Source organism: Halostella limicola (assembly GCF_003675875.1).
GTDB lineage: Archaea > Halobacteriota > Halobacteria > Halobacteriales > Natronoarchaeaceae > Halostella > Halostella limicola.
This window is the reverse complement of the sequence record NZ_RCDI01000007.1, coordinates 113,980-139,127: the sequence shown is the minus strand read 5'-3', so window position 1 is coordinate 139,127 and position 25,148 is coordinate 113,980. Positions and strand designations below refer to the sequence as shown.

The window sequence follows — 25,148 nt, the reverse complement described above, 5'->3', positions numbered from 1 at the left end:
GCATTCGGTCCGCAGTACGATAAATCGCGTACCGATATATCGTCTTTCTCTCGGGCGGCGACCTTCGCGCCGGGCTGGCGGACAACGACCTGCAGGAGAGCGAACTCGGCGAGAGCAACGCCTGATTCGGCCGCTGAACCGCACGTTCGCCGAGACCATCGGCCGACCCGTCGCGACGCCGGACGATGCGGGTGCGACCCTCGGCCTCGGCTGAGTGCCGGGACTCCTAGGCCTATCCGTCTCGCCGCCCTCCAACGGGTATGGTCGAGAACCAGAGCGACACCTTCGACGTCGGCGAGTTCACCGTCCACCGACTCGGCTACGGCGCGATGCGCCTCTGCGGCGAGGAGATCATCGGCCCGCCGGACGACGAGGAGAGCGCCCGAGACGTGCTCGAACGCGCGGTCGATCTCGGCGTGGATATCGTCGACACGGCCGACTCCTACGGCCCGGGCGTCAGCGAGCGCCTCATCGGCGAGACGCTGGGCGACCCGGACGACGTGGTCGTCGCGACGAAGGGCGGTCTTCTCCGGAACGCTGACGGCGACTGGATCCCTCACGGCGATCCGGACTACCTCCGCAACGCGGTCCTCGCCAGCCTCGACCGCCTCCGCACCGACACTATCGACCTCTACCAGTTCCACCGCCCGGACCCGGACACGCCGTTCGAGGACTCGGTGACGGCGCTGGCCGAACTGAAAGACGAGGGGCAGATCGCGGAGATCGGGGTCAGCAACGTGACCGTCGAACAGCTCGACGAGGCCCGGGAGATCGTCGACGTCGCGACAGTCCAGAACGAGTACAACGTGGCCAACCGCGACGACGAGGACGTGCTGGAAGCGTGCGAGGAATACGGCATCGGTTTCGTCCCGTGGTTCCCGCTCGGCGCGGGCGACCTCGGTGAGAAGGAGGGGGCTGTGCGGGAAGTCGCCGACGCGCACGACGCCAGCCCGCAGCAGATCGCGCTGGCGTGGCTGCTCGAACACTCGGACGTGACACTGCCGATCCCCGGCACGTCGAGCGTCGAGCACCTCGAACAGAACGTCGCCGCGACGGGGATCGACCTCACCGACGAGCAGTATCAGCAGTTGACCGAATAGCGGGGCGCTGCCCGCCGATCCGCCTACTTCTCGCGCATTTTCCGGATGCGCTCGACGAGGCGGTCGGTGTCCTCGGCGGCCTCCCGGAACACGGCGTCGAAGAACTCCCGTCGGGTCAGGTCCTTGAGGTCGTGTTCCGTCCGCAACTGCGCGTTGACGAGCGCTTCGGCGTCCTCCAGTTCCTCGAACGTCTCCGGCCGGACGTACACCGATTTCTGGACCGTGTCGTCGAAGGCGAACGCCGCGGGACCAGCCGCGTTGCCGCCGGTATCGTCTTCTCCGTCGTTCGCTCCGGCGTCAGCGACCGTCTCCTCACCCGTCTCGGCCGATGGTTCCTCGGCGATCGCCGCGTCGTCGTTCTCCGGTTCCTCTTCGACGGCGTCGCCGATGCCGGCGAAGCGGTTCTCGTCAGGCATCGGTCGCCCCCTCCTCGACCATCGCGGCGAGTTCGTCGAGGCGGTCCAGCATGTCGCTTTCGGGGTCGTACGACGCCAGCGTCTGGCCGTCGCGCCAGGCCCGTTTTAGCGCCACCCGCTTGCGGATCCCCGGCCCCGGCGACGACGGGTCCTCGAAGTGGTCCGAGCGCGCGAACTCGGGGAGGAGGTCGCCGAACTGGGACTCCTCCAGGTCGGCGATGATGCGTTTCTCCTCGTTGTCGCCCTCGAGGACGTTCGGCACGACCGCCAGCACGTCCAGGTCCATCTCCTTGCGGATCGGGCCGATCTGCTGGGTGTACATCCGCTCGAACCCGCTCGCGCTCTGCTCGCTCATCCGCATCGGTACGATGACGTTCTGCGTGGCGATCAGCGACGCGTCCGAGAGTGGCCCCATGTCCGGCGGCGAGTCGACCACGACGAAGTCGTAGCCGCCCTCGACGGCGGGTTCGACGACTTCGTTGCGTACCCACAGCGCGCCGAAGGTGTTGCTCCGTATCGTGTTCTCGACCTCGTCAAGGTCCGCGTTCGCCGGTACCACGTCGAACTCCTCGGCCGCTAGCACGATGTCGCCCAGCGTCGTCGGGTCGTCGTCGTCGAACACGTGGCCGAGATGCGTGTCCGCCTCGTAGGCGTCGGCCAGTCCCACGCCCTCCGTGGCGTTGCCCTGCTGGTCGAGGTCGACCAGCAGCACCTCGTGACCGCGGTTCGCGAGCCGTTCCGCCAGGTTGATCGCTATCGTCGTCTTGCCCACGCCGCCTTTCTGCAGGGCGACGCTTACGGCGTTCGTGTCTACCATGGTGTCCCTTCCCCGGAGAGCGTCCACACATTCCGGGCATTGCGGAATGTCCAGAATGTGCAGACACTTCGTCCGTCTACTGCCTACTCTCTCCGTGAAGGCATTTCAAAGTATCGAGAATGTTGAAGAGTTATGGAGTTTCCACACATTGTGAAATGTGCAGAGATAGCTATCTCGCTCGATCGCGCACAGCCGCTTGGCTTGGACGCATATCGCCCTCTTCGGTGTAGGGAAGACATTGTACACATTGTGAAATTTCTACCGACTGGCAAACACGCTCAGTAGATCGCAATTCGCAGAGATCGTGTACTCTCCTAGCTGTCTGAGGATTCTGGAATCTCCAGAATATCTAAACATAATAAAATTTGTAGAATGTTCAGAGGTTCCAGAACCGCTTCAGTGTGTGAACGGTGTAAACTGGTTACAGTTCCCGAAGAGTGTGTGACTTCTTCGCCCCCTGAACATTCTACACGCCGCGAACACCGAGGCGGAAAGATCGACCGTCGTCGGGGACGAACTCCTGATCGGTGCGCCGACGAACGCTACGAGCCCAGCCGGACCGCTGGCAACGACTGGGCCACCCGGTCCGAAAGTTCGAGCGCGTAAACGGCAGTCCAGCGCCAGAATCATCGATTTCGCTATCCGGGTCGTAGACGGCAAAGAACGCTGGGCGTTCAAAGCTCTGTACAATGTGTGAACATTGTAGAATATCCGGAGTGGGTGGGCTCTCTGAGTAGTGCAGACCGCCTTGACCGTCCGCCCGGTCCCGACCGTCCGGAAGAGGTCCACCGTGAGTATCATTGTCGTCGCGTGCGCACGAGGAGGCATGACGGCGGACGACCCGACGACGATACGCTCCATCGCCGTCACTCGCGACGACGTGGTGACCGCGCTGGAGGCGTCGCTGCGGAGTCCGCAGGAGACGGTGCTGCGCGTGACTCCGCCGTTCAGTGGGCGCATGCGGGCGCGACTCCACGAAGTCGACACGGGAGAGTTCATGGGAGAGGGAGAGCCGGTCCACGTCGACCCGGAATCGCTCGTCGAGGACGCGCCGCCGTACCCCGAACCGGGTGAGACGGAGGACGAACTCCGATCGGCCGAGGACGTCGAGTACACGGCCGAACGACACCGCGAGCGTCACGTCGAGGCCGTCGAGGAGTGGCGTGCGGCGGTGCGGTCGTCGATCGCCGACGGCGTCGAACTCGAAACGCCGTCAGGGACGCACGAAGTCGACGTGAAGGCGCTTGGGTAGAAAAGCGGGACGGTCAGTTCAGTTCGTACAGACGCTGCCGGGCGTCGGCGAAGTGGATCCGCTCGTCGACGGCATCGACGTCTTCCAGTTCGGAGAGCGCGTGTCGGACCGTCCGCGCGGGTAGGAGCGACTCCTCCGCGATCTGCTTCTGGGTCAGCTGCCCGTGGTGTTCGAGGACCTTGTAGACCAGTTTGGCGCTCGGTGCGAGGTCAGCGACGGCGTCGGTGGACTGGTTCATCGTGTGCTCACTGGTTCGGCGTCACTAAACCGCTACCGCGGACGTGCCGCAGTCGCACACACCCGTTACGACGGGACGAACTCGGCAGCATAGAGGTGGTTGAGCATCACGTACGTGACGACCCCGAGCGTGAGGCTGAGGATCCACGTCGCCGCCGCGATCTGGCCGACTCGGGCGTGGGCGGTGTTCCGGAGTTCGGCCACGGTGTGGGTGAGGCCGAGCACGACGGCGTACAGGACGACCGGCACGGCGACGACCGAGAGGACGATATGGATCGCCAACATGATCAGGTACGCGTACCGCACCATCTCCGGGCCGACGAAGTGCTTCTCGCCGCCCCCGCCGACCTTCGGGAGGTATAGCGCCAGAAACAGCAGAATGAGGACGAACGCGGTGATCATCGCCGCGCGGTGCTTGCGTACCTCGCCCTGCCGGATCCAGTACCACCCCGCGGCGAGCGAGAGCGTCGCGAACGTGTTGACGACGGCGATGGCGTGCGAGAGAAGGTCGACCGTTTCCCGACCGATGTCGGGGTAGGGAACGACGCCGGCGAACGAGCCGATGACGAAGACGTAGCCGACTGCGGAGAGAAGCGCCGTCGCGGCGAGCGGCCGCTCCTTCGCTCGCTGTCTGGCACTGGCGGTGGACATATCGCCGGCTTGGGACGCCCCCGAGTAGGTGTTTTCGGTCCGCGCGCGACGCCGCCACGCGGCGTCGAAACCGACGGTGACCGACACCGGTATTTTCACTTCGAAACGGTTGGCCGACAGCACTCCACGGATGTCTCCTTTTCACACAATACCTGATCGTGTGTGAGATGCAGATATCGGTATGCCATATTATCCCACTTGATTCGAATGATACGTATTAGACCAACCTTTATGTCCGATTTTGCCGCGATCTAAAACACGCCATGTCCCGGAGCCAGCACGTCCCGACCGACCCCACCTGGAGCGACCCGAACACCTGTCCGTTCTGCGACGGGGAACTGTCCGACCCCGGCGCGGGCTTTATCGACCATCTGGAGACGAGCGACGCGTGCGAGACGAGTTTCGACCTGTGGCGGGACCGCGTCACCAGCGACATCGGCGGCGAGTGGAGCGGGTGACCGCGCGGTAAACGGCGAGGAACCCCCATCCCGTTTGGGGCGTCGGGAGTTTCGACAGACGGAACTACGCCGGGGAGCAACCCCGGAGCGATGGACGAGTTCTCCTACGCGACGGACGTGAACGTCCGCGTTCGCGACATCGACTTCATGGGTCACGTGAACAATGCCGTCTACGCCACGTACCTGGAAGTGGCGCGGACGAGTTACTTCGAGGACGTGCTCGACGTTCCGCTCACGGACATCGACTCGGTGCTGGCCCATCTGGAGATCGACTATCGACGGCCGATCACGGCGAAGGACGACGTGACCGTCGCGCTGCGGGTGCCGCGGATCGGGGAGTCGAGTCTGCCGATGGAGTACGAGATCCGCGCGGGCGAGGAAGTCGCCGCAACGGCGCAGACCGTTCAGGTGACGGTCGACCGGGGGACTGGCGAGACCCGCCCCATCTCGGACCGCGTCCGGGCCTCCATCGCCGAGTTCGAAGGCCTCGACTGAGGGGTCGGCCCGTCAGACCCCGGTCTCCCGGCCGCCGACTCGATCACTCGAACAGGTCCGAGTGACGCGTCGCGAGGTCCGTGTAAGCCCCCGAGGAGTGCGCCTCGAATATCTCTGCGGGGTCGATCGTCGTCTCGGACAGCGGCGTCACCGTCGCCGGGACGCCGCGGACGAACGACTCGGCCGGGATGTCGTACCCCTCCGGGACGGTCGTCCCGGAGGCCACGATGCAGCGCTTGCCGACCGAGACGTCGGAGTTGACGGTCGCGTTGAACCCGATCAACCCGCCATCGTCGACCACAGCGTCGTTCAGCACCGCGCCGTGCCCGACCATGACGCGCTCACCTACGGTCGACGCGTGGAGCACGGCGGTGTCCCCGATGTGGGACTCCCGTCCGATGCGGACGGGGGCGACGTCCCCGCGCAGGACGACTCCCGGCCAGACGCTCGCGTCCGCACCGACCTGCACGTCCCCGACGAGCGTCGCCTCGCGACTGACCTGCGCGTCCTCGTGAATCTCCGGTTCCGTCCCCTCGAACTCGTAGGATCTGGGGTCCATAGATCGTACTGCGGTCCCCACTGCAAAAATGGTAACTAGTGGCAAAGTCGTGCCGACGGTATGTGCGTCGAGCTACTCGTCTCGGAGCTCCCGAAGTCGGTCGGCTGCGGCGTCGGTCTCCTCGCCGTCCGTCGCGACCGCCTCCGGGCCGGACGACGCCGCCGGATCGCCGTCGTCGGTCTCGCCGTCGGCTGGTGTGAGGTCAGTGGACCCGCAGAGTGGACACGCCTCGCCGTCCGGTTCGACGTCTGTCCCGCAGACGGGACACCGACGAACGGGGGATTCCGCGTCGCCCTCAGGCGTCTCGACCGCAGACGACGATTCCGGATCGGACGCCTGCTCCGCCGGGTCCGCAGACTCGGACGCCGCAGCCTCCGGGTCGGTGGTTCCGGATCCGCCGAACAGCGACCGAACGGCACCGACGATTCGCGCGAGCAGCCCCATCAGTAGTTCTTGAACAGGATCGCCTTCACGTCGTCTTTCGTCTGGACCTCCTCGGTGCCGCCGTCCGGCAGGTCGACGACGTAGCGCGTCTCTTGGGAGTCGGCGCGCTCCCACTTGTCGTCGTGCGTGTCGAGCAGGTTCATCATCGCCGACATCTTGTCGTCGCCGCTCCCGCCCCCGGGCGTGGGCGTCGGCGTCGGGGTTCCGCTCGCTTCGTCACGGTCGTCGGCGTCGTTCGCATCGGCGGGCTCCGCATCGTCTGCTGTCAGAGCGTCCTCGTCCGTATCGTCCTCGTCTGCCCCGTCCGCCGGCTCGTCAGGCTCGTGTGCGTCCCCGACTTCGGTCTCTCCGTCATCCGGTCCCGACGCGGTCTTGTCGGCCGCGGTCGACGCGTCGACCTCGACATCCGAGCCCTCGCCGTCGTGCGTGTCGAGGAGGTACTGCACCGCGTCCCGCGGGCGGACGTGGCCGTACGTCACGTCCTCGGCCAGCGCTTCGCGGAGCGCATCGATCCGCTCGTACTGCTCGTCGGTCACTTCGAGAGTCTTCATGCTCACTGTGGTTACGCTCGGTACCTATCAATCTAGCGAGCCGCGGGCCGCCTGATCCCTCAGGCCGGCATCGACCGATCCTGTAGGAACCCGATACCGGCGACGAGCGTGAGAAACACCATCGCCGAGTACGCGAGCGCTTCCGATAACGTCCCGATCCCGACCGCGTACCCAGTGATCGCAAGGAGCAGTCCGAACAGGACGCAGACGGTCGCGAAGCCGATGCAAAACGCGGTCGGCATGCCGTAGTTGATCCGAAGGATCCCCCCGGCGACACCGAACAGCAGCGCGTGGCCGATCGCCCCCACTTCGGTTATCATCCCACCCACACTGTTCTACAAAATTATACTTAATTGTTTCTAATAAATGCTGAATGAATCACGGAGGGCGCCCAACAGGATGGATATCGTCATCTCCCTCGGCGAGGCGCTCACCGGCCACGGCGCTCGTTCGGCGACGACGGTAAGGCCGAAGCGTCCCTACGGCCGTCGCATGGAGTCGACGACGGTAACGGTGTACACGCGCGAGAACTGCCACCTCTGCGAGGAGGCGCTGTCGACGATCCGGACTGTGAGCGACGCGGTCGACCGGACGGTCGACATCGAACTGGTCGACGTGGACGAGGATCCGGAACTCCGCGACTCCTACGGCGAGCGCGTGCCGTACGTGCTGGTGGAGGGCACACCGAAGTTCAAGTACCGGGTCGACCGGGACGAACTCCGAGAAGCGATACGGTCGGCCTGACCGCGCCGCGGAGCGAAGGACGCGTCGCGACCGAGTGGAGGGAACGGTACGCGCCGCGTGGAGAGACTACGGGTTACTCCGCGTTGTAGGAGTGGCCGATGACGAGCGCGACCAGGTTCAGCGCGAGCAGCCAGAGGAACGTGGTCGTCTCGGCGGAGCTCGAGAGACCGCCGAGCAGCAGGCGCAGGTGGAAAAACGGCAGCGCGATCGCCGTCCAGAACGCCGCCATCTGCAGCGGCGTCGTGAGGGTGTGTTCGTCGAGCCGTTCGATCGCCGACAGGAGGGTGGACCCGGCGTCGCTGTCGGGGGAGATGTTGTCGTTGTGAGCGGAGGGGGCGGACATTGTATGACACCTCGGTGAGTGTACTCCACCATAGACACTACACCATCATATAAGGGGCTGAGCGTTGGCTCAATTTCGATCGATTTCACTGTATGACGCGGATAGGATGACGTTTCACAACCGCTTCAGATCTGTTTTAAAACTTCAGAACCGATTCTGAGTCCTTTATTTCGATTCGCCGATACAGTATCCGATCGCGACACGTTCGACCCTCGAGAGCCCACTCCGGAACGGTCAGATGATGGATCCGACGTCGCACGTGGTTGTCCCAGCGCGCGCCGCGGCGGCGTCGGGCGGGCGATCCGTTTTATCTCGGGGAGACGTACGCTACCACATGACGTACCCGCTCCGACTCGGTCTGACCGGCGACGTGATGCTCGGGCGGAACGTCGACGCGCGACAGCGGCGGCGCGACGCCGCGTCGGTGTGAGGCGACACGCTCTACTACCTCCAGTCGGTCGACGGGCTGTTCGTCAACCTGGAGTGTTGCCTGTCCGACCGCGGCGAGCAGTGGACGCGAACGCGGCGACCCTTCCACTTCCGGGCGAGTCCCGAGTGGGCCGTCCCCGCGCTCGACGCCGCGGGCGTCGACTACGCCTGCCTGGCCAACAACCACGTCCTCGACTTCGAGGAGGTGGCGCTGCGCGACACGCTAGACGCGCTGGACGATGGGGGGATCGCTCGCTCGGGTGCGGGAGAGACGCTCGACGAGGCACTCGACCCGGCCGTCGTCTCGATCGGCGACCTGACCGTCGCCGTCGTGGCGTTCACCGACAACACGCCGGAGTACGCGGCCGGCGAGGAGAGTCCGGGAACCGCGCGGATCGAGACCGACATCGACGACGACCGGACCCGAGACCTCGTCGACGAAGCGCTCTCGCGGGCGGCGGGCGCGGAACCGGACCTGACCGTCGCGTCGCTGCACTGGGGTCCGAACATGGTCGAAGAGCCGCCCGAGCCGTTCCGTGAGTTCGGTCGCTGGCTGGTCGACCGCGGCGTCGACGTCGTCCACGGCCACAGCGCGCACGTCTTCCAGGGGGTCGAGGTGTACGACGGCGCGCCGATCATCTACGACGCGGGCGACTTCGTCGACGATTACGCGGTCGACGACGACCTGCGGAACGACCGGAGCTTCGCGTTCGAGGTGCGGATCGACCCGGAGAGCGGCGAGACCGTCGAACTCCGCCTCCACCCGACGGAGATCGACGACTGCGAGGTGAACTGGGCCGGTGACGAGGCCGCCGAGTGGAGCCGCAACCGGATGCGCGCCCTCTCGGAACCGTTCAGGACCACGTTCGACCGGTCCGACGACGCGCTAGTGACCGACCTCAGCGGGTGAGGGCTGACCGACGCAGCGGGGCCGCACCCGACGGTTAAGCCGCTCGGCGCGGATCGGTCCCTATGGGAGACACGAAAGAGGGACGAGACAAGCAAGGCCGCGACGAGGAACAGCGACAGCGCGAACGCGACATGCGGGAGCAACGCGAACGGGCGGACGAAGAGAAGCCCGAGGACGAGGAGGAAAGCGAGGAAGGCGCCGCGGAGTCCGAGGACGAGTGACGCAGGTGGCGGGGACCGGCGAGGCGGCCGGGTCGCCCGCGCGGCCCCCGGCGCTTTCCGGTGCCTCAACCCTTATTCTGGTGCCCGAAGGTATCACGAGCATGGAGTACACCACGCTCGGATCGACGGGAACCGCGGTATCGGAACTCTGCTTCGGCACGTGGCGCTTCGGCCGCGAGACCGACGGCGTCGTCGAGACGGACCGCGAGGAGGCCCACGAACTGCTCGACGCCGCCTGGGACAGCGGCATCAACTTCATCGACACCGCCAACGTGTACGGCACGCCGAACGGGAAGAGCGAGGAGTTCATCGGCGAGTGGTTGGAGGACCACGAGCGCGACGACTTCGTCCTCGCGTCGAAGGTGTACTTCCCCTTCGACGGGTGGGGCGAGCCCGGCCCGAACGACTCGGGCCTCGGACGCAAGCACATCCGCCGTCAGATCGAGGGCACTCTCGACCGCCTCGGCACCGACTACCTCGACGTCTACTACGTCCACCGCTGGGACGACGACGCGCCGGTCGAGGAGACGCTGCGAACCCTGAACGACCTCGTTCGCGAGGGAAAGGTCCACCACCTCGGCGCGAGCACGATGGCTGCCTGGAAGCTGACGAAGGCGCTCTGGAAGAGCGACGTCGAAGGTCTGGAGCGGTTCGAGGTGACCCAGCCGCTGTTCCACGCCGCTTACCGCGACGACGTGGTCGACTACCTCGACGTCTGCGCCGACCAGGACCTGGCCGTCTGTCCGTACTCGCCGCTCGCCGGCGGGTTCCTCACGGGCAAGTACGAGCGCGAGGGGGACGACGTCGTCGCACCCGAGGGGTCCCGCGGCGACATCGACCCCCGGTTCGACGAGTACTACGTCTCCGACCGCGGCTGGGAGGTGTTAGACGAGATCCGAACGGTCGCGGAAGAGGTCGACGCCACGCCCGCGCAGGTCTCGCTGCGCTGGCTGATGGACCAGGAGAAGTTCACCTGCGTCCCCATCGTCGGCGCGCGCACGACCGACCAACTCGAAGAAAACGCCGGCGCGACGGACGTCTCGCTGAGTCAGGAACAGTACGACCGCATCTCGGAGGCGCGCTACGACGAGGAAGGCCGGCGGTGGGGCCACCGGGACTGAGCGCCGCAGGGCGAGTCCTCAGTTCTCCGGGTCGGCGTCGCCGTCGGCCCCGAACAGGAGGTCGAACACCTTGCGTTCGGCCGTGCGGAGGTGCCGGCTGAACGTCGGCTGGGCGATGTCGAGCGCCGCCGCCACGTCCTCGCCGCTGCTCGCCCGCGGCCAGTCGAAGTAACCGCTGAGGTAGGCGGTGCGGGCGGTCTCGTACTGGCGGTCGGTCAACTGGTCCTCCAGCGCGCCGAGGAACTCCCCGGCCGTCCGCAGCGCGGCGTCCTGGTCGCACCGCGCGCGGAGGTCGACCGACTCGAAGCTCCCGGAGAGCGTCTCCACGACCGACCGGACGTCCTTGTCCCGCGGCAGGCTGACGGTGACGTCGACGCCGTCGGCGTCGGCCGTCGCCACCTCCACCGCGGCGCCGAGGTCGGTGAGCCGCTCCGCAACGGTCGTCGCGTCCCCGTAGGTGCGCACCTCGGCGGAGTACTCGTTGACCGTTCCCCCGAGCGACCGGACTCCCTCGACGTCCGGGAGGGCGTCCTCCAGCGGGGTCAGTTCGTCGCCCGCGGTGACGTAGAGGAGCGACCCGCCTTCGAGGTCGGGGACCACGCCGTCGAAGCGGACGGACGTCCCCAGCGCGTCCGCGATCCGCGGCAGCGGCGCGTCTGGGTCCGTGATCCGGAGATCGAGCTCGGTCGTCGACTCGCAGCGGAGCGAGCGCCGCGTCTCGATCCCGTTGATGGCGTTGGCGGCGGTCGTGCCGAGTTCGGCGAGCATCTCGCCGAACGCGCCGTCGAACTCGCCGGCGCTGTCGGCGTACACCGACAGCACGCCGTACTGCACGTCGTTGTACGCGATCGGTACGCTGACGACCGACTGGAACCCCCGGGAGAGCGCGCGGCCGCGCCACGCCTCCGACCGCAGCCCGTCGGAAACGGTCGAGACGACGACCGGCTCGTCGTCCATCGCCGCCAGCGCGGTCGGCTCGGTCGGCTCGTCGTCGCGGTCCGCGGAGTCGATCCCGTCGGATCCCTCCCCGTCCCCCTCGCCATCGACGTTCGGGAGGTCCGCGAGGTAGCCGTCCGCCTGTCCTGCACGTGCGAGCGGTCGAAGCACACCGTCGCGACCGGGTTCGGCGATCCAGGCGAAGTTGACCGAGCTCGCGGTGGTGAGGAGGTCGCAGACGTCGGTCGCGACCTCCTCGACCGTCTCCGCGTCGACGAGCGCGTCGTTGATGCGGCGGAGCAGGTCGTTGAACTCGTGAAGGCGGGTGAGTCGCTCCTCCCGCTCCATGAGCGCCTCGCGCTGGAGCGCGAGTTCCGACTCGCGCTCGACGCGCCCGAGCGCCGCCACGGCGTTCGCCGCCAGCAGCTCCACGAACTCCGACGCGTTCTCGTACCACTCCGCGGCCGGCAGTTCGATGGCGAGCAGCCCGAACTCGTCGAGCGCGGCGTAGATGACCTGCCGGTCGTCCCTGTCCGAGTCCGACGCGCCGTCGCCGGAACCGTCAGCGTCGCGGTGGCGTTCGAGCACCCGCCCGCTCGGCTCGTCGGAGACGACGTCGTCGGCGGGGTCGAAGGAAGCGAACAGGTCGCCGTTACCGGTCTGCGACGCGCGGAACGTCGCGTCCGGGCCGCTAGTCGTTCCCGACTCGTTCTCCGTCTCGGAGTCGCCGGCGACGGCGAACGCCTCCCACTCGTCCGTGCCCGGCTGGCGCGCGGTCGCCTCGGTCCCGTGACTCGCGACCGGCTGGAGGACCGTGTCGGCGTTCTCGTACCGGTATGCGACGACCGACGCGTCCGAGATGACGGACGCGACCACGTACACCAGGCATTCGTACACCGCGGTCGCGTCCTCGGCGCGGAGCATCTGCCTGGCCGAGCGGTTGAGCGCCGCGAGCATCTCCTCGTAGCGCCGGCGGTCGGCCACGTCGCGCACGACACCGACCTGTCGGGTCGAACCGTCGTCCAGTTCGATCGACGAGAACCGCGTCTCGATCGGGATGGACTCCCCCTCTGACGACCGGATCGACGTGTCGATCCAGCCGACTTCGTCCCCCTCGCTCCGGAGGTGCCGAACCATCTCGTCGGCCATCGAGATGGTGTCGTCGCCGGCCAGAAGCGAGACGTGCGAGCCGACGAGGTCGTCGCGGTCGTACCCCGTCATCGTCATCACCGCTTCGTTGACGGCGGTGATGGTGAAGCTCTCGTCGAGAACGTACACGCCGTCGTCGATCGTTTCGAGGACGTACGCGGGGTCGTCGAAGTCAGAGCCGCGTTCCATCCGGGCCCTCGCCAGCGCGGAGAAATCCGGTTCCTCCGATTCCGGCGGGGTCGGGTCGGAGGAGTCCAGTTCTTCCAGGACAGCGCCCCCCGACTCGGTCGGATCCGACGACGAATCCGGCTCGTCGTCCGACGCCGACCCCTCGTCGTAGTTTCTGGACACGGCTTCGATTACGCTAGACGCATTAAAGCAGTATCTACCGTTTAGCTAATTTTATCCTGTAATTCGGCCCTAACGCTCGATGTCGGCGAACGAGTAGTTAGGAAAACCCAAACAAGCGGGAGCTCGAACACCGGGATCGGTTCGCGCGCAGGACTCCCGCGGCGTCGCGCACGCTCACTACGAGAGGTCCGTCTCGGCCGGCGCGCTACGAACTGGCGGTAAGGTCCTCATAAGCCAGACGGATCCCGCCCCGGAACCGCTCGAAGCGCGATCGGCAGTTCGGGAAACGACTCCGGTATTAGGCGTCTCTACCGCGGTAATCGCCTATTAAGGACCTGTGAACAGTTGTGTAATTCCCCGTTACCTCACGGGGTATCCAGTTATCAGCCCATTACCTGATATCCAAATTACGTGTCAAGCGCGTCTCTCCGGGGGCTGCAACTGGTAACAAAACTCTATCAACAGCAATGGAACTGGTAAATCCGTTTATTACGGCATAATCGAGAATTACCGAGTATGTCGATGGAAGGCCTCAGAAGTAAGGGCGTCGAAACCGGGCAATGGGTCTCGCCCGATTCCGCGAAAAGCTACGTACAGACGATCAAAGCGGTCGAACTCCCGCCGAAGGTGACGGAACACGCGGACGCGTACGACCGACAGGTCGGCGAGCGCGACCGCTTCCTCTGGAAGTGGATCCACAACCTCTTCGACGAGTTCACGCTCTCCTGCGTCGACGCGGAGCGAGTCGAGGCCGTCAAGCGTCAGAAGACGCTGCTGACGATGTTCATCACCACCCTCGACGACCTCGCCGAGGGGCAGGGCAACGAGGCGACGTTCGCACGCGCCCGGTACATCCCGTTCCACGGCGCGCCCGCCGGCGACGACGAGGGAGACGAGAAGACGCTCTCCTTCCTCGCCGACGTGTGGGAGGCGATCGAGGCCGAGTACGAGACCGCGCCCCGGTACGAGGAGTTCGCGGACCTCTTCGACTACGACCTCCGGCAGTCGATCAACGCGATGGACTACTCGCAGGTGCTCAACGACAACCAGGCGATGGCCAACCTCACCGAGGCCGAGCGCTACGACGCGCACAACATGACGATGTTCCCGTACGCGTGCATCGACCTCATGCACTCCGAGACGTTCGACCGCTCGGAGCTCGGCACCCTGCGGAGCATCCTCTCCGACCTCCAGCAGATGGCCCGGATCGGGAACTGGGTGACCACGTGGAACCGCGAGGTCCGCGAGGCCGACTGCAGCTCCGGCATCCTCGTTCGCGCCCTCCAGCGCGGCGTTATCGAGCCCGGCGAACTGAACGACGCCGACGAGGAGACTGCAGAGCGGATCGTCGACCGCGTCCGGTCGTACGGGATCGAGTCCGAGTTCATCCGGGAGTGGGAGATCCGCAACCGCTCGGTCCGCAAGCGGACGAGCGAACTCGACACCGTCGACGGGAATGCCATCGTCGACGGCCTGGAGACGGTCATGCAGCACCACCTCGCCAGCGACGGTTTCAAGTAACGACCCGCCGCCGCGCCCCCGCTGACGCCCTCCATCCCGCTGACGCCTTCCCTCTCTTTCGGTTTCTCGGTTCTCTCGGCCACTACACGACTCGTCGGAGTCGTTTCGGGGTCCAGTTCAGAGTGTACGCTCGATCCTCTCTTTAAGTGTCTCTCGCGACAAGGGTTTGTAGTGAAGGATTCTACGGTGCTCCGCTTCTCACAGCACCGGTTTCTCGGCCGTTCGGGCCGGGAGATCCATCCACCGATCCCGTCGGCGTTCTTTAAGTGCTTCTCGCGACAAGGGTTCGTAGTGAAGGATTCTCCGCGGCCGCTTGTCTTCTGAGCGCCCGCTCCGCCGTTCCCCTCGGCGGCGCGGTCGCCGACGGACGGCGGTCCTACCACGATAAATCGTGTAATCACTACTCTCGCTTTCGGGTCTGTTGTCCCTCACACTGTGCTACCGTCCGCGACGAGCGGCTGCGCCGGTCGACTTCGATCTCGCCCAAATCTATTTGTGGGCCCCGGAAGTCGTTGTTTCCATGTCGATACAACGGCGCGAGTTCCTCACGGCGCTGGGCGGGGGGACCGTGGCCGCGCTCGCGGGCTGTACCGCGTTCGGGAAAGGAGGCGACGACAGCGGAGCCGGCGTTGCCGGCGAGACGCTCACCCTGACGACCACGACGAGCACGTACGACACGGGGCTGCTCGACGAACTGAACGCGCCGTTTCAGGACCGGTACGGCGTGGCCGTCGACGCGGTAGCGCAGGGGACCGGCGCGGCGCTGGAGACGGCCCGAGCCGGCGACGCCGACGTGGTGATGGTCCACGCGCGCTCGCTGGAGGACGAGTTCATCCGGGAGGGATACGGCGTCAACCGCCGCGACCTCATGTTCAACGACTTCGTCGTCGTCGGCCCCGAGGACGACCCCGCCGGGATCGACGGGTCAGAGTCGGCGACGGAAGCGTTCGCGGCGATCGCCGACTCGGAGGCGCTGTTCGTCTCGCGGGGCGACAACTCCGGCACCCACACGAAGGAACTCCTCATCTGGGAGGAAGCGGGCGTCGAGTCCGGCGGCGACTGGTACCAGGAGACCGGACAGGGGATGGGGCAGGTGCTGAACGTCGCGAACCAGCAGGACGGCTACACGCTCTCGGACCGGGGCACCTACCTCTCCCAGCGGTCTGAGAGCGACCTCGTCATCCACGTGCAGGGTCCGATCGAGGGCGGGCCCGAACTGCTGGCGAACCCCTACGGCATCATCGCGGTCAATCCCGCGGTCCACGACGACGTGAACTACGACCTCGCGATGGCGTACATCGGGTACGTCACGAGCCCCGAGGGGCAGCGACGCATCGAGGAGTACACCGCGAACGGGGAGCAGCTGTTCTACCCCGAAGCCCTCTCGGAGGACCCGGACTTCCAGCAGTACGTCCCCGAAGGGTGGCGTTCGGACGATACGGAGGAGTGACCATGATCGCCGGGACCGCCGACGCGCTTCCCCTGCTCGCCGAGTTCCCGTTCGAGTCCCAGTACGTCAGGAGCATCGTTCGCGTCTCGCTACACGTCAGCCTCGTCGCGGTGGCGCTCAGCACGCTTGCGAGCCTGCCGATCGCGATGGTCGTGGGGTTCGCCGAGTTTCCCGGCAAGCGACTGGTGACCGCGACGATCAACGCGGGGATGGGCTTCCCGAGCGTCGTCGTCGGGCTGCTCGTCCTGTTCGCGGTGTCCAACCAGGGACCGCTGGGCGGGCTGAACCTCGTGTTCACCAAGGAAGCGATGATCATCTCGCAGTTCGTGCTCGCGACGCCGCCGATCACCGGGATCAGCCTCGCCGCGGTCACGAGCGTCGACGACGCCGTCCGCGACGCCGCCCGCGCGCTGGGCGGGACGCGGCTCGACGTCGCCCTCGTGGTCGTCAAGGAGGCCCGCTACGGCATCGCGACCGCGGTGCTCGCCGGCTTCGGTCGGGCGATCAGCGAGGTCGGTTCGGTGCTGATCGTCGGCGGCAACATCGCCGGCGCGGACGGCGTCTCGAAGACGCGGACGCTTACGACGGCCATCCAGCTGGAGGCGCGACAGGGACGGTACGACACGGCGATGGTGCTCGGCGCACTGCTGTTGCTGCTCGTGCTGGCGGTGAACGCGGCGGTCGTGCGCCTCGGCGACGGGGGGACGCTGCGATGACGCTCCGCGCCGAGGGTCTGGGCCACGCCTACGGCGGGACGCCCGTTCTGTCGGACGTGTCGCTCGCGGTCGAGCCCGGCGAGGTACTCGCGGTCATCGGCCCCTCGGGGGTCGGGAAGACGACGCTGCTGCGGTGCCTCGCCCTGTTCGAGCGGCCGGACGGGGGGCGAGTGCGGTTCGACGGGACCGACTCGTGGGCGGTGTCGGAGGGGGAACGGATCGCGCTCCGGCGCCGGATCGGGATGGTGTTTCAGAGCGCCAGCCTCTTCGACGCGAGCGTCGCGCGGAACGTCGAGTACGGGCTCCGCGTCCGGCGCTCGTGGCCCGAACGACTGCGCGCGAGCGTCCGGTCAGCGATCGGGCGGGACGAGCCCGACGAAGCGGTGCTGGCGGCGCTCGACGCGGTCGGGCTCGCGGACAGAGCGGCACAGCGGGCGGACTCGCTGTCCGGCGGGGAGGCCCAGCGCGTCGCCTTCGCACGGGCGCTCGCGTACGACCCGGACGTCCTCTTACTGGACGAGCCCACGTCGGACCTCGACCCGCGCAACACCGCGGTGATCGAGAACGCCGTCGGGGCGGCCCGCGACGACGGCATCGGCGTCGTCGCAGCGACCCACGACATGCATCAGGCCGAGCGGATCGCCGACCGCGTCGCCGTCCTGCTGGACGGGAGCGTCATCGAGATCGGGCCGGCCGAGCGCGTCTTCGAGTCGCCGTCGGACCCGCGGACCCGCCGGTTCGTCGACGGCGAGTTGCTCTACGACGCGGACGAGGCGGACGGCGGTCGCGATCGACGGGACCGCGCCGCGGCCGACGCCACGGCCATGAGCGACGGCGGCGTCGGAGGAGGGCAGTAGCGTGGACGGCGAGTTCGAGACGCGGCTGTCGGTCGACGGTGCGACGGTCGACGAGCGCGACGTCGAACTGCTGCGCGGCGTGGACGAACACGGGTCGATCCACGCCGCCGCCGGGGCGCTGGAGCGGTCGTACGCGCGGATGCAACAGCGGATCGTCGACCTAGAGGACGCGGTCGGCCCGCTCGTCGAACGCCGGCGCGGCGGCGCTGGCGGCGGCGGGAGCGAACTCACCGACACCGCCCGCGGGCTGCTCCGGCGGTTCGACCGCTTGGAGACCGCGTTCGAGGGCGTCGCCAGCGTCGACGAGTCGGTGTTCTCGGGGACCGTCGTCGAGCGGACCGGCGAGCTCGCCACCGTCGACACCGCGGCGGGCCGCATCCGGGCGATCGCGCCGCCGGACGCCGACGCGGTGTCGGTGAGCGTCCGGTCGGACGCGGTCACGCTCACCGACCCCGCGGACAGCCCGGACCCGGGCGAGACCAGCGCCCGGAACCGCTTCGAGGGAACCGTCAGTGCGGTCGAAGAGGGCGAAGCGGTGGCGAGCGTCGCAGTGAACGTGGGCGGCGGGACGCCGCTCCGGGCGCTCGTCACCCGGAACAGCGTGGAGAAGCTATCCCTCGAACCCGGGCGCGCGGTGGTCGCGACGTTCAAGGCGACCGCGACGCGGGGCGTGCCCAAGGAGTGAGACGGCTGACGCGAGACGTGCCCGGGGACGAGGGGCCGACGCGAACGGTCGCGACCGGGAGGCCGCGCCCCCTCAGAAGTGGCTGAACTTGTCCCGGCGGTAGACGTCGATCTCGGTCGTCGCCGTCGGCGGCTCCTGTCGGACGGCGAAGGCGACGGCGTCGGCGACTTCCGACGGCTCCGTCACCTCGCCGGGCTCGAACGCGTCCTCGAAGGCGTCCATCTCCTCGTCCTCGGACCCGAACTCCGTGCGGACCTCGGTGGGGTTGACGACCGTGACGCCGATGTCGTCCCCGCCGACGCTCGCCGCGAGGCTCAGCGCGAAGCCGCGCACCCACCACTTCGTGGCGGCGTACACGGGGTTCCCGGGGCGGGGATACTGGCCGGCAAAGCTGCCGATGAAGACGATCGTCCCCGCCGTCTCGCGGAGGTGCGGGACCGTCTCGCGCGCGGTGAAGAACGCCCCGTCGACGTTGACGCCCATCATCGTCCGGTACGTCTCGGTCGACATCCCCTCGACCGACTCGTTGATGCCCAGACCCGCGTTGGCGACGACGGCGTCGAGGCTGCCGAACTCCTCGACGGTCGTCTCGACGAGCGCCGCGACCTGGTCCTCGTCGGTGACGTCCGTCGGCACCGTCTCTGCCCGGACGCCGTACTCGTTTTCGACTTCGTCCGCGATCTCCGCGAGCCGGTCCTCGCGCCGGGCCGCGAGCACGACGTTCGCGCCGTCGGCCGCGAGCGTCCTGGCCGTCGCCGCCCCGATGCCCGAACTCGCCCCGGTGATGAGCGCCGTCCGTCCGTCGAGCGCGTCGCTGTCGGAGTCCATACGCTAACGACGCCGCGAGCGAGCAATGAGTCTGGTGGTCGCGGCGATTCCGCGCGCCGGCTACAGGTCCACCGCCGCGGCCGACTCGCCAGCCTCGTAGATCGCCTCCATGATCCGCATGTCCGCGAGGCCGTGCTCGCCGTCGGGTTCGATCTCGCGGTCGGTGAGCAGCCGGTTGGCGAAGTAGTCGAACTCCTCGACCATCTGGTTCGCGTCCTCGAACTCGAACTCGGCCTCCGTGTCGCCGCGCTTGACCGTGAGCGTCGCGGTGTCGCGGTTGAAGAAGGACGGTTCGAGCAGGATCTCCCCCCGTTCGCCGACGATCCGGAGGTGTCCGGTCTGGTAGGCGCTCTGGGTGGCCGTACAGGCCGCGAACACGTCGCCCGGGAACTCGAGCTGGAACGCGGCGTACTGGTCCGGCACGTCCGAGAACGCCTCGTCCCCGGAGGCGGTCGACGCCAGCACGCGCTCGGGGTCCTCGCCGAGGACGAACCGGGTCGTGTTCAGCGGGTAGAGGCCGATGTCCATCACCGTCGCGCCGCCGGAGAGCTCCTCGTTCAGCCGCCACTGGTCGGGGTCCGGGATCATGTCCATGAGCTGCTGGGACATGTGGCCGTGGACCTGTACCGGGTCGCCGATAAAGCCCGCGTCGATCAGGTCCCGCATCCGGCGGATGGCCGGTTCGGTGTGCATCCGGTAGCCGATCATCAGCGGGACGTCGTGCTCGTCACAGACTTCGACCATCCGCTCTGCCCGTTCGGCGTCCTTCTCCATCGGCTTCTCGCAGAGCACCGCCTTCCCTAGCTCCGCGGCCGTCTCGACGTACTCCAAGTGGAGCGCGTTGGGCGTGACGACGTAGACGGCGTCGTAGGCGTCGGCGGCGACGCCCTCGTGAAACTCGTCGTACGTGATGGCGTGGTCGATGGTGTCGGCCAGTTCGGCGGCCTCTTCCGCCTTCTCGGTCGAACTGCTGACGAGCGTCGTCGTCTCGCAGTACTTCGACTCCTTCACCGCGGGGATCGCCTCGTCTCTCGTCCACCAGCCGACGCCGATCACCGCGAGGCGGATCGGCCCGTCGTCGACCTCCTCCTCCCAGTCGCGGCGGTCGAACTCGTCGAAGTAGCGCTCCATATCCATGAGAGAAAGGCGGGACTCGGCGGTCATAGTGATACCGAACCGCCGCGCGACGACATCGCGCGAGCAGCCGGGCGTCCGCCGGTCCCGGACGACCGCCCTAGACCGAAGGCGCTCCGCGTTGAGACGTACCGCGTGACACCGTCAACCGGCCAGCGACGACAGACCGGGAGCCATCGATGACCGAGTTCGAGTCGATCGAGAGCTACGGTGTCGTCGGCAACCTGGACACCTGTGCCCTCGTCAGTCGCAGGGGGTCGATAGACTGGCTGCCGACGCCGCACGTCGAATCCCCGAGCGCGTTCGCCAGGATACTCGACGGGGACGGCGGTCGGTTCGCCGTCGAACTGCCCGACGAGTACGAGTCCGAACAGCGCTACCGCGACCAGACGAACGTCCTCGAAACCGAGTTCCGGACGGACGAGGGGTCCGCAACGGTCACCGACTTCATGCCGACCTACGAGGTCGAGGACGGACACGGCCCTCGGAAGGCGATCTACCGGCGGATCGAGTGCGAGGGCGGGAGCGTCGAACTCGACGTGACGTTCGAACCGCGGCTCGACTACGCGCGCGCGGACACGGCCGTCGAGCGGGACGGCGACCGACTGCGGGCGATCACCGACGGAGCGGACGGCGACGGCGGGTCTCTCGTCCTCTGGGTCGAGAACGGAGCAGACGCGTTCACCGTGGATCCGGAGGGGCGGCGTGCGACCGCGACGGTCGGGCTCGACGACGGCGACGACCGGTGGTTCGTGCTCGGGTTCGACGACTGCCCGGTCGGGACCAGGGAGACCTGCGAGCGAGCGCTCGACGAGACCGTCGGGTACTGGCGCGACTGGGCGCACGACTGCCCCGAGTCCGGGTGCGTCTTCGGCGGCCCGTGGCACGACACCGTCGTCCGATCGGGGCTCGCGCTCAAGCTCCTCACCCACCACGAGTCCGGCGCGATCGCCGCGGCGCCGACGACTTCGCTCCCCGAAGACATCGGGGGCGTCCGCAACTGGGACTACCGGTACAACTGGATCCGCGACGCGGCGTTCACCGTTCAGGCGCTCACGAACCTCGGCCACGAAGACGAGGCCCGCGAGTACTTCGAGTGGTTCCTCGACATCTGCCACGTCGACGATCCGGACGTGATCCAGCCGCTGTACGGCCTCCACGGCGACACGGACCTCGAGGAGAGAGAGCTCCCCCACCTCTCCGGTTACCGCGACTCGCAGCCGGTCCGAATCGGCAACGAGGCGGCCGAGCAACAGCAGCTCGACATCTACGGGGAACTGCTACTCGGCATCGACGAGATGGCCCGGGGCGGGATGGAGATCGACTCGGACGACTGGGCGGCGATCAGCGAGATCGTCGAGTTCGTTGCCGACTCGTGGGACGAACCCGACGCGAGCATCTGGGAGGTGCGCTGCGACCCGCAGCATTTCGTCTTCTCGAAGGTGATGTGCTGGGCCGCGATCGACCGCGGTCTGGCCATCGCCGACCGGGCGGGCTTCGACGCGCCGACCGATCGCTGGGAGTCCGCCCGCGGGTCGATCCGCGAGGCCGTTCTGGACCGGGGAGTCCACGAGGACGGCCACTTCGTCAGGGCGTTCGACGAACCGGACGCGGTCGACGCGTCGACGCTTCTGATCCCCTTCGTCGGCTTCCTCCCGTTCGACGACGATCGCGTGCGGGCCACGATCGACGTCGTCGAGGACCGCCTCGGTCGGGGGTCGGGACTGGTCGAGCGGTACGAGGGCGCGGACGGCCTCCCGGGCGAGGAAGGCGCGTTCCTCCTCTGCTCGTTCTGGCTGGTGGACGCCCTCGCGCTCTCCGGGGACGTCGAAGCGGCCGAGGAACGGTTCGAGCAGCTGCTCGACCACGCGAACTCGCTCGGTCTGCTCGCGGAGGAGATTCACCCGGAGTCGGGCGACCAGCGGGGGAACTTCCCGCAGGGATTCAGCCACATCGGTCTGATCAACTCGGCGCTGTACCTGGGCCTGGTCGACGGCGAGGAGAGCCCCGGCGTGGAACCGGTCGGCACGGCTCTCGGAGAGGGAACCGCCGTACCGGACCGGTGAAGCGACCGTTCGCGACCGCCCGTCTCACGCGATGTCGCGGCTCGTGTCCACGGCGACCTCCTCGCCGAGGTCCAGCTTGATCCGCTCGTCGGCGGGGTCGCCGCCGCGGAACTTCGTCACCTGCAGGAAGCTCTCGACCGAGTTGCCCTTCACCGAGACGTCCAGCTTCCAGACGACGTCGGCGATGGTGAGCGTCATCTCCCGGAGCGGCGGGCGGTCGAGGTCGGTGCAGTGCAGGAGCCCGACGCTCCCGGTGTTGACGAGGTGGGTCTTGAACTGGTTGAGGAAGTTGACGTAGCGGTTCCGCTCGCCCGTCTCCTCAAGCGGGTTCAGCGTGTCGACCGCGACGTTCGCCCGGCCGTCGACCTGCTGGACGACCCGCGCGGCGTTGTCGATGGGCGTGTCGATCCCCGCGTACTGGACGGTGTAGTCGTGCGTTCGGAGGCTCCGGTCGAGGTCGTCCCGGACGGCGGCCTCCGTGCGAAGCGTCGTGATGTAGGCCGTCGGGCGCTCCTCCATGAACTCGTGGAGCAGCGGCTCGCTCTGGCTATCTGGCGCGGCGAGCAGGACGACGATGCTGCCCGCGGGGACGCCGCCGCCGTGATTGCGGTCGATCGCGGTGACGCCCGTCGTGAGCCGCTTCGACATGGTAAGAAGAGGCCCCCGGCGAACTATAACCGTGTCGACGGTTCAGATGTCGGTAAACGCCAGATCGAAGTCGTCGTACCGAGTCAGGTCCGAGAGCAGGTCGTCGAGCTCGGTCCGGAGCGCCTCGGCGCGGTCGACCAGTTGGTCGTACTCGTCGCTCTCGGACAGTTCCTCGGCGGTGAGTTCCGTCTCCAGCGTCGCCCGCTTCGACGCGACCGCGAAGTACTCCTGAAGCAGGTCGCCGTAGTTGCTTCTGGCGATCATCGTCTCCACCGTCCGCCGGATCTCGTCCTCCGAAACGGGTTTCGTCACGTAGTCGTCGAAGGCCATCTCGATGATCTCCACGTCGGGATCGACGGCGGTCAGCATGACCACTCGGCAGTCGAGACCCCGCTCCCGGATCTCGTCGAGGACGACGTCGCCCGGCATGTCGGGCATCCGGCGGTCGAGCAACACGACGTCGGCGGTGTGATCGATCATCTCCAGGGCTTCGGCACCGCGGTCGGACGTCCGGACGTCGTACTCCCCCTGCAACCACGTCTCGTACAGGTCGCGCACCTGATCGTCGTCGTCGACGACGAAAACGACAGGCGCCCCGGAACCCTCGTCCATTGCGACAACGATGACGACATGGACTGATATCGTTTTCGTAAGTGGTATTTTATCTAATTATTCCGGCTGTGCGTCGCCGTTCCCTCTATCCGGCGTTCGAGGACCTCTCGCGGCCCGGTTCTCGCGGTGAACGGTCGTTCGTGCGTCCTCGTCGGTGGTCTTGTTATCTATCTGTCTATTCGACTCTGGAGTCTAGCGAGTAAACCAACTGACAGGAACTGGTCTAATATCGCCGTAAATACTCTGCAAACCACCCTTATACCACCTAAGCGAGTAATTACAATACCCGTTGGCGGGCATGTATCCGCTAAGAGACCATGCCTGAACTGATAGTCTATGACCTCACTTGGCGTCTCTCGGAGTTATAACGATGTACGAAGGCAACACCGTCGGTGTCGTGATCCCGGCGTACAACGAGGAGGAGTTCATCGGAGACGTCCTCAAGTCCATTCCCTCATACGTCGACCGCATATACGCTATCGACGACGCCTCGACGGACGACACGTGGGACGAGATCCAGCAGCACGCCGAGTGGCTGAACGGCGAGGAGACGGTCGTCGCGAGCGGCGAAACACGCGCGGAAGAGACCGTCGTCCCCATCCAGCACAGCGAGAACCGGGGGGTCGGCGGGGCCATCAAAACCGGGTACATGCGGGCCATCGAGGACCGCATCGACATCGCCGTGGTCGTCGCGGGCGACGGCCAGATGGACTCGCGCGACATCGAGCGGATCATCCAGCCGATCGTCCGCGGTAAGGCGGACTACGTGAAGGGGAACCGGCTGCTGTCGCCGCAGGCCCGCGGGGAGATGCCCGCGTTCCGATTCGTCGGCAACGCCATCCTGACGCTGCTGACGAAGATCGCGTCCGGGTACTGGACGATCGACGACCCGCAAAACGGGTACACCGCCATCTCGCTGCGCGCGCTCGAGACGGTCGACGTCGAGGACATGTACGAGTTCTACGGCTACTGTAACGACCTCCTCGTCAAGCTGAACGCCAACGAGATGCGGGTGTCGGACATCCCGGTCAGGGTCCGGTACAAAAACGAGACGAGCCACATCAACTACTCCAGTTACATTCCCCGCGTCTCCGGGATGCTCCTGCGGAACCACCTGTGGCGCCTCAAACAGCGGTACATCGTCAACGAGTTCCACCCGCTCGTCTTCCTGTACGCGCTCGGAACGGCCTTCGGCGCGTCCGGGGTGGGGATCGGGCTGTTCTCCGGCGACGACGAGGGCGAGTCGTCGGGCCAGAGCGGGCCGATGGCCCTCCTCTACCTCCTGCTCGCCGGGATCTGCTACACGTTCGCTATGATCTTCGACCGACAGGAGAACGAGGACCTGAACGTCAAGTTCCACGACGCCGATCTGTTGGAGCGCGCCGACGAACTCCCGCACAGCCAGCACGCGCACGAAGAGCGGCCCTGATCCTCGGCGTCGAGCGCG

General features: G+C 66.9%; 28 protein-coding genes and 1 pseudogene. 15 read left to right on the top strand and 14 right to left on the bottom strand.

The features are described from left to right. The first annotated feature begins 260 nt into the window (after positions 1–260). A complete protein-coding gene (locus D8670_RS19770) occupies positions 261–1,100 on the top strand; it encodes an aldo/keto reductase (RefSeq protein WP_121819839.1) in 840 nt (279 codons plus the stop codon). A 23-nt stretch (positions 1,101–1,123) separates the two neighbouring features. Here the strand turns inward: D8670_RS19770 and D8670_RS19765 are convergent, their stop codons facing one another. Continuing rightward, complete coding sequence (locus tag D8670_RS19765; RefSeq protein ID WP_121819838.1) at positions 1,124–1,516, bottom strand: DUF7970 domain-containing protein; 393 nt, start codon at positions 1,514–1,516, stop codon at positions 1,124–1,126. Further along, positions 1,509–2,333 (bottom strand): ParA family protein, encoded by an 825-nt coding sequence (locus D8670_RS19760; protein ID WP_121819837.1) that lies wholly within the window; start codon positions 2,331–2,333, stop codon positions 1,509–1,511. The genes D8670_RS19765 and D8670_RS19760 overlap by 8 nt, the downstream gene beginning before the upstream one ends. Positions 2,334–3,159: 826 nt before the next feature. Between D8670_RS19760 and D8670_RS19755 the strand changes: the two genes are divergently transcribed. Then, on the top strand, positions 3,160–3,585 hold the full coding sequence (locus D8670_RS19755; RefSeq protein WP_121819836.1) for a DUF8009 family protein: 426 nt from the start codon (positions 3,160–3,162) through the stop codon (positions 3,583–3,585). A 13-nt stretch (positions 3,586–3,598) separates the two neighbouring features. On the opposite strand, the gene D8670_RS19750 is transcribed toward D8670_RS19755, so the two are convergent. Further along, complete coding sequence (locus D8670_RS19750; RefSeq protein WP_121819835.1) at positions 3,599–3,823, bottom strand: winged helix-turn-helix transcriptional regulator; 225 nt, start codon at positions 3,821–3,823, stop codon at positions 3,599–3,601. 65 nt (positions 3,824–3,888) lie between these two features. Beyond that, on the bottom strand, positions 3,889–4,473 hold the full coding sequence (locus tag D8670_RS19745; protein ID WP_121819855.1) for a DUF420 domain-containing protein: 585 nt from the start codon (positions 4,471–4,473) through the stop codon (positions 3,889–3,891). 263 nt (positions 4,474–4,736) lie between these two features. Between D8670_RS19745 and D8670_RS19740 the strand changes: the two genes are divergently transcribed. Together D8670_RS19740 and D8670_RS19735 are read left to right on the top strand one after the other, a co-directional pair. Next, on the top strand, positions 4,737–4,931 hold the full coding sequence (locus D8670_RS19740) for a DUF7501 family protein (RefSeq protein WP_121819834.1): 195 nt from the start codon (positions 4,737–4,739) through the stop codon (positions 4,929–4,931). Positions 4,932–5,021: 90 nt separating this feature from the next. Beyond that, positions 5,022–5,426 carry an acyl-CoA thioesterase gene (locus tag D8670_RS19735; RefSeq protein WP_121819833.1) on the top strand — a complete coding sequence of 135 codons (405 nt, stop codon included), beginning with the start codon at positions 5,022–5,024 and terminating at the stop codon, positions 5,424–5,426. Between the two features lie 43 nt (positions 5,427–5,469). Here the strand turns inward: D8670_RS19735 and D8670_RS19730 are convergent, their stop codons facing one another. The 4 genes from D8670_RS19730 to D8670_RS19715 all read right to left on the bottom strand — a co-directional run bounded on the left by D8670_RS19730 (position 5,470) and on the right by D8670_RS19715 (position 7,300). Continuing rightward, positions 5,470–5,985 (bottom strand): gamma carbonic anhydrase family protein, encoded by a 516-nt coding sequence (locus D8670_RS19730; RefSeq protein ID WP_121819832.1) that lies wholly within the window; start codon positions 5,983–5,985, stop codon positions 5,470–5,472. 72 nt (positions 5,986–6,057) lie between these two features. Next, positions 6,058–6,429 (bottom strand): hypothetical protein, encoded by a 372-nt coding sequence (locus D8670_RS19725; RefSeq protein WP_121819831.1) that lies wholly within the window; start codon positions 6,427–6,429, stop codon positions 6,058–6,060. After that, the gene (locus D8670_RS19720; RefSeq protein ID WP_121819830.1) at positions 6,429–6,980 is read right to left on the bottom strand and encodes a hypothetical protein; all 552 of its coding nucleotides are present in this window, start codon (positions 6,978–6,980) and stop codon (positions 6,429–6,431) included. The genes D8670_RS19725 and D8670_RS19720 overlap by 1 nt, the downstream gene beginning before the upstream one ends. 59 nt (positions 6,981–7,039) lie before the next feature. Next, positions 7,040–7,300, bottom strand: coding sequence for a hypothetical protein (locus D8670_RS19715; protein WP_121819829.1), 261 nt, complete (start codon positions 7,298–7,300; stop codon positions 7,040–7,042). A 172-nt stretch (positions 7,301–7,472) separates the two neighbouring features. On the opposite strand from D8670_RS19715, the gene D8670_RS19710 reads away from it, so the two are divergent. Continuing rightward, positions 7,473–7,724, top strand: coding sequence for a glutaredoxin family protein (locus D8670_RS19710; protein WP_121819854.1), 252 nt, complete (start codon positions 7,473–7,475; stop codon positions 7,722–7,724). Positions 7,725–7,797: 73 nt separating this feature from the next. Here the strand turns inward: D8670_RS19710 and D8670_RS19705 are convergent, their stop codons facing one another. Next, positions 7,798–8,067 (bottom strand): DUF8028 family protein, encoded by a 270-nt coding sequence (locus D8670_RS19705; RefSeq protein WP_121819828.1) that lies wholly within the window; start codon positions 8,065–8,067, stop codon positions 7,798–7,800. Positions 8,068–8,401: 334 nt separating this feature from the next. Between D8670_RS19705 and D8670_RS19700 the strand changes: the two are divergent. The 3 genes and pseudogenes from D8670_RS19700 to D8670_RS19695 all read left to right on the top strand — a co-directional run bounded on the left by D8670_RS19700 (position 8,402) and on the right by D8670_RS19695 (position 10,748). Then, positions 8,402–9,406, top strand: a pseudogene (locus tag D8670_RS19700) (CapA family protein). 62 nt (positions 9,407–9,468) lie between these two features. Further along, entirely contained in the window at positions 9,469–9,627 is a 159-nt protein-coding gene (locus D8670_RS21215; protein ID WP_162994385.1) for a hypothetical protein, read from the top strand. 101 nt (positions 9,628–9,728) lie between these two features. Then, positions 9,729–10,748, top strand: a complete 1,020-nt coding sequence (locus D8670_RS19695; protein ID WP_121819827.1) for an aldo/keto reductase — start codon at positions 9,729–9,731, stop codon at positions 10,746–10,748. A gap of 18 nt (positions 10,749–10,766) precedes the next feature. Here D8670_RS19695 and D8670_RS19690 read toward each other — a convergent pair whose 3' ends face one another. Then, positions 10,767–13,184: a bacterio-opsin activator domain-containing protein gene (locus D8670_RS19690; RefSeq protein ID WP_121819826.1), complete on the bottom strand. Its 2,418-nt coding sequence runs from the start codon at positions 13,182–13,184 to the stop codon at positions 10,767–10,769. Between the two features lie 516 nt (positions 13,185–13,700). Between D8670_RS19690 and D8670_RS19685 the strand changes: the two genes are divergently transcribed. The 5 genes from D8670_RS19685 (at position 13,701) to D8670_RS19665 (ending at position 18,413) form a co-directional block, all read left to right on the top strand. Next, the gene (locus D8670_RS19685) at positions 13,701–14,705 is read left to right on the top strand and encodes a helix-turn-helix domain-containing protein (protein ID WP_193569479.1); all 1,005 of its coding nucleotides are present in this window, start codon (positions 13,701–13,703) and stop codon (positions 14,703–14,705) included. Positions 14,706–15,225: 520 nt separating this feature from the next. Then, positions 15,226–16,155 carry an ABC transporter substrate-binding protein gene (locus D8670_RS19680; RefSeq protein ID WP_121819825.1) on the top strand — a complete coding sequence of 310 codons (930 nt, stop codon included), beginning with the start codon at positions 15,226–15,228 and terminating at the stop codon, positions 16,153–16,155. Between the two features lie 2 nt (positions 16,156–16,157). Then, positions 16,158–16,871, top strand: coding sequence for an ABC transporter permease (locus D8670_RS19675; RefSeq protein ID WP_121819824.1), 714 nt, complete (start codon positions 16,158–16,160; stop codon positions 16,869–16,871). Next, positions 16,868–17,728 carry an amino acid ABC transporter ATP-binding protein gene (locus D8670_RS19670; RefSeq protein ID WP_121819823.1) on the top strand — a complete coding sequence of 287 codons (861 nt, stop codon included), beginning with the start codon at positions 16,868–16,870 and terminating at the stop codon, positions 17,726–17,728. The genes D8670_RS19675 and D8670_RS19670 overlap by 4 nt, the downstream gene beginning before the upstream one ends. 1 nt (position 17,729) lies before the next feature. After that, complete coding sequence (locus D8670_RS19665) at positions 17,730–18,413, top strand: TOBE domain-containing protein (protein ID WP_121819822.1); 684 nt, start codon at positions 17,730–17,732, stop codon at positions 18,411–18,413. 72 nt (positions 18,414–18,485) lie between these two features. Here the strand turns inward: D8670_RS19665 and D8670_RS19660 are convergent, their stop codons facing one another. Further along, a complete protein-coding gene (locus tag D8670_RS19660; RefSeq protein WP_121819821.1) occupies positions 18,486–19,241 on the bottom strand; it encodes an SDR family oxidoreductase in 756 nt (251 codons plus the stop codon). 60 nt (positions 19,242–19,301) lie between these two features. After that, complete coding sequence (gfo6, locus tag D8670_RS19655) at positions 19,302–20,378, bottom strand: D-xylose 1-dehydrogenase Gfo6 (protein ID WP_121819820.1); 1,077 nt, start codon at positions 20,376–20,378, stop codon at positions 19,302–19,304. A gap of 176 nt (positions 20,379–20,554) precedes the next feature. Here gfo6 and D8670_RS19650 point away from each other — a divergent pair, with 176 nt between their 5' ends. Next, positions 20,555–22,441 carry a glycoside hydrolase family 15 protein gene (locus tag D8670_RS19650; protein ID WP_121819819.1) on the top strand — a complete coding sequence of 629 codons (1,887 nt, stop codon included), beginning with the start codon at positions 20,555–20,557 and terminating at the stop codon, positions 22,439–22,441. A 24-nt stretch (positions 22,442–22,465) separates the two neighbouring features. On the opposite strand, the gene D8670_RS19645 is transcribed toward D8670_RS19650, so the two are convergent. Together D8670_RS19645 and D8670_RS19640 are read right to left on the bottom strand one after the other, a co-directional pair. Next, the gene (locus D8670_RS19645) at positions 22,466–23,089 is read right to left on the bottom strand and encodes an RAD55 family ATPase (RefSeq protein ID WP_121819818.1); all 624 of its coding nucleotides are present in this window, start codon (positions 23,087–23,089) and stop codon (positions 22,466–22,468) included. Positions 23,090–23,131: 42 nt separating this feature from the next. Continuing rightward, on the bottom strand, positions 23,132–23,701 hold the full coding sequence (locus D8670_RS19640; protein ID WP_121819817.1) for a HalX domain-containing protein: 570 nt from the start codon (positions 23,699–23,701) through the stop codon (positions 23,132–23,134). 370 nt (positions 23,702–24,071) lie between these two features. Between D8670_RS19640 and D8670_RS19635 the strand changes: the two genes are divergently transcribed. Beyond that, positions 24,072–25,130 (top strand): glycosyltransferase family 2 protein, encoded by a 1,059-nt coding sequence (locus tag D8670_RS19635; RefSeq protein ID WP_121819816.1) that lies wholly within the window; start codon positions 24,072–24,074, stop codon positions 25,128–25,130. Positions 25,131–25,148: the final 18 nt, after the last annotated feature.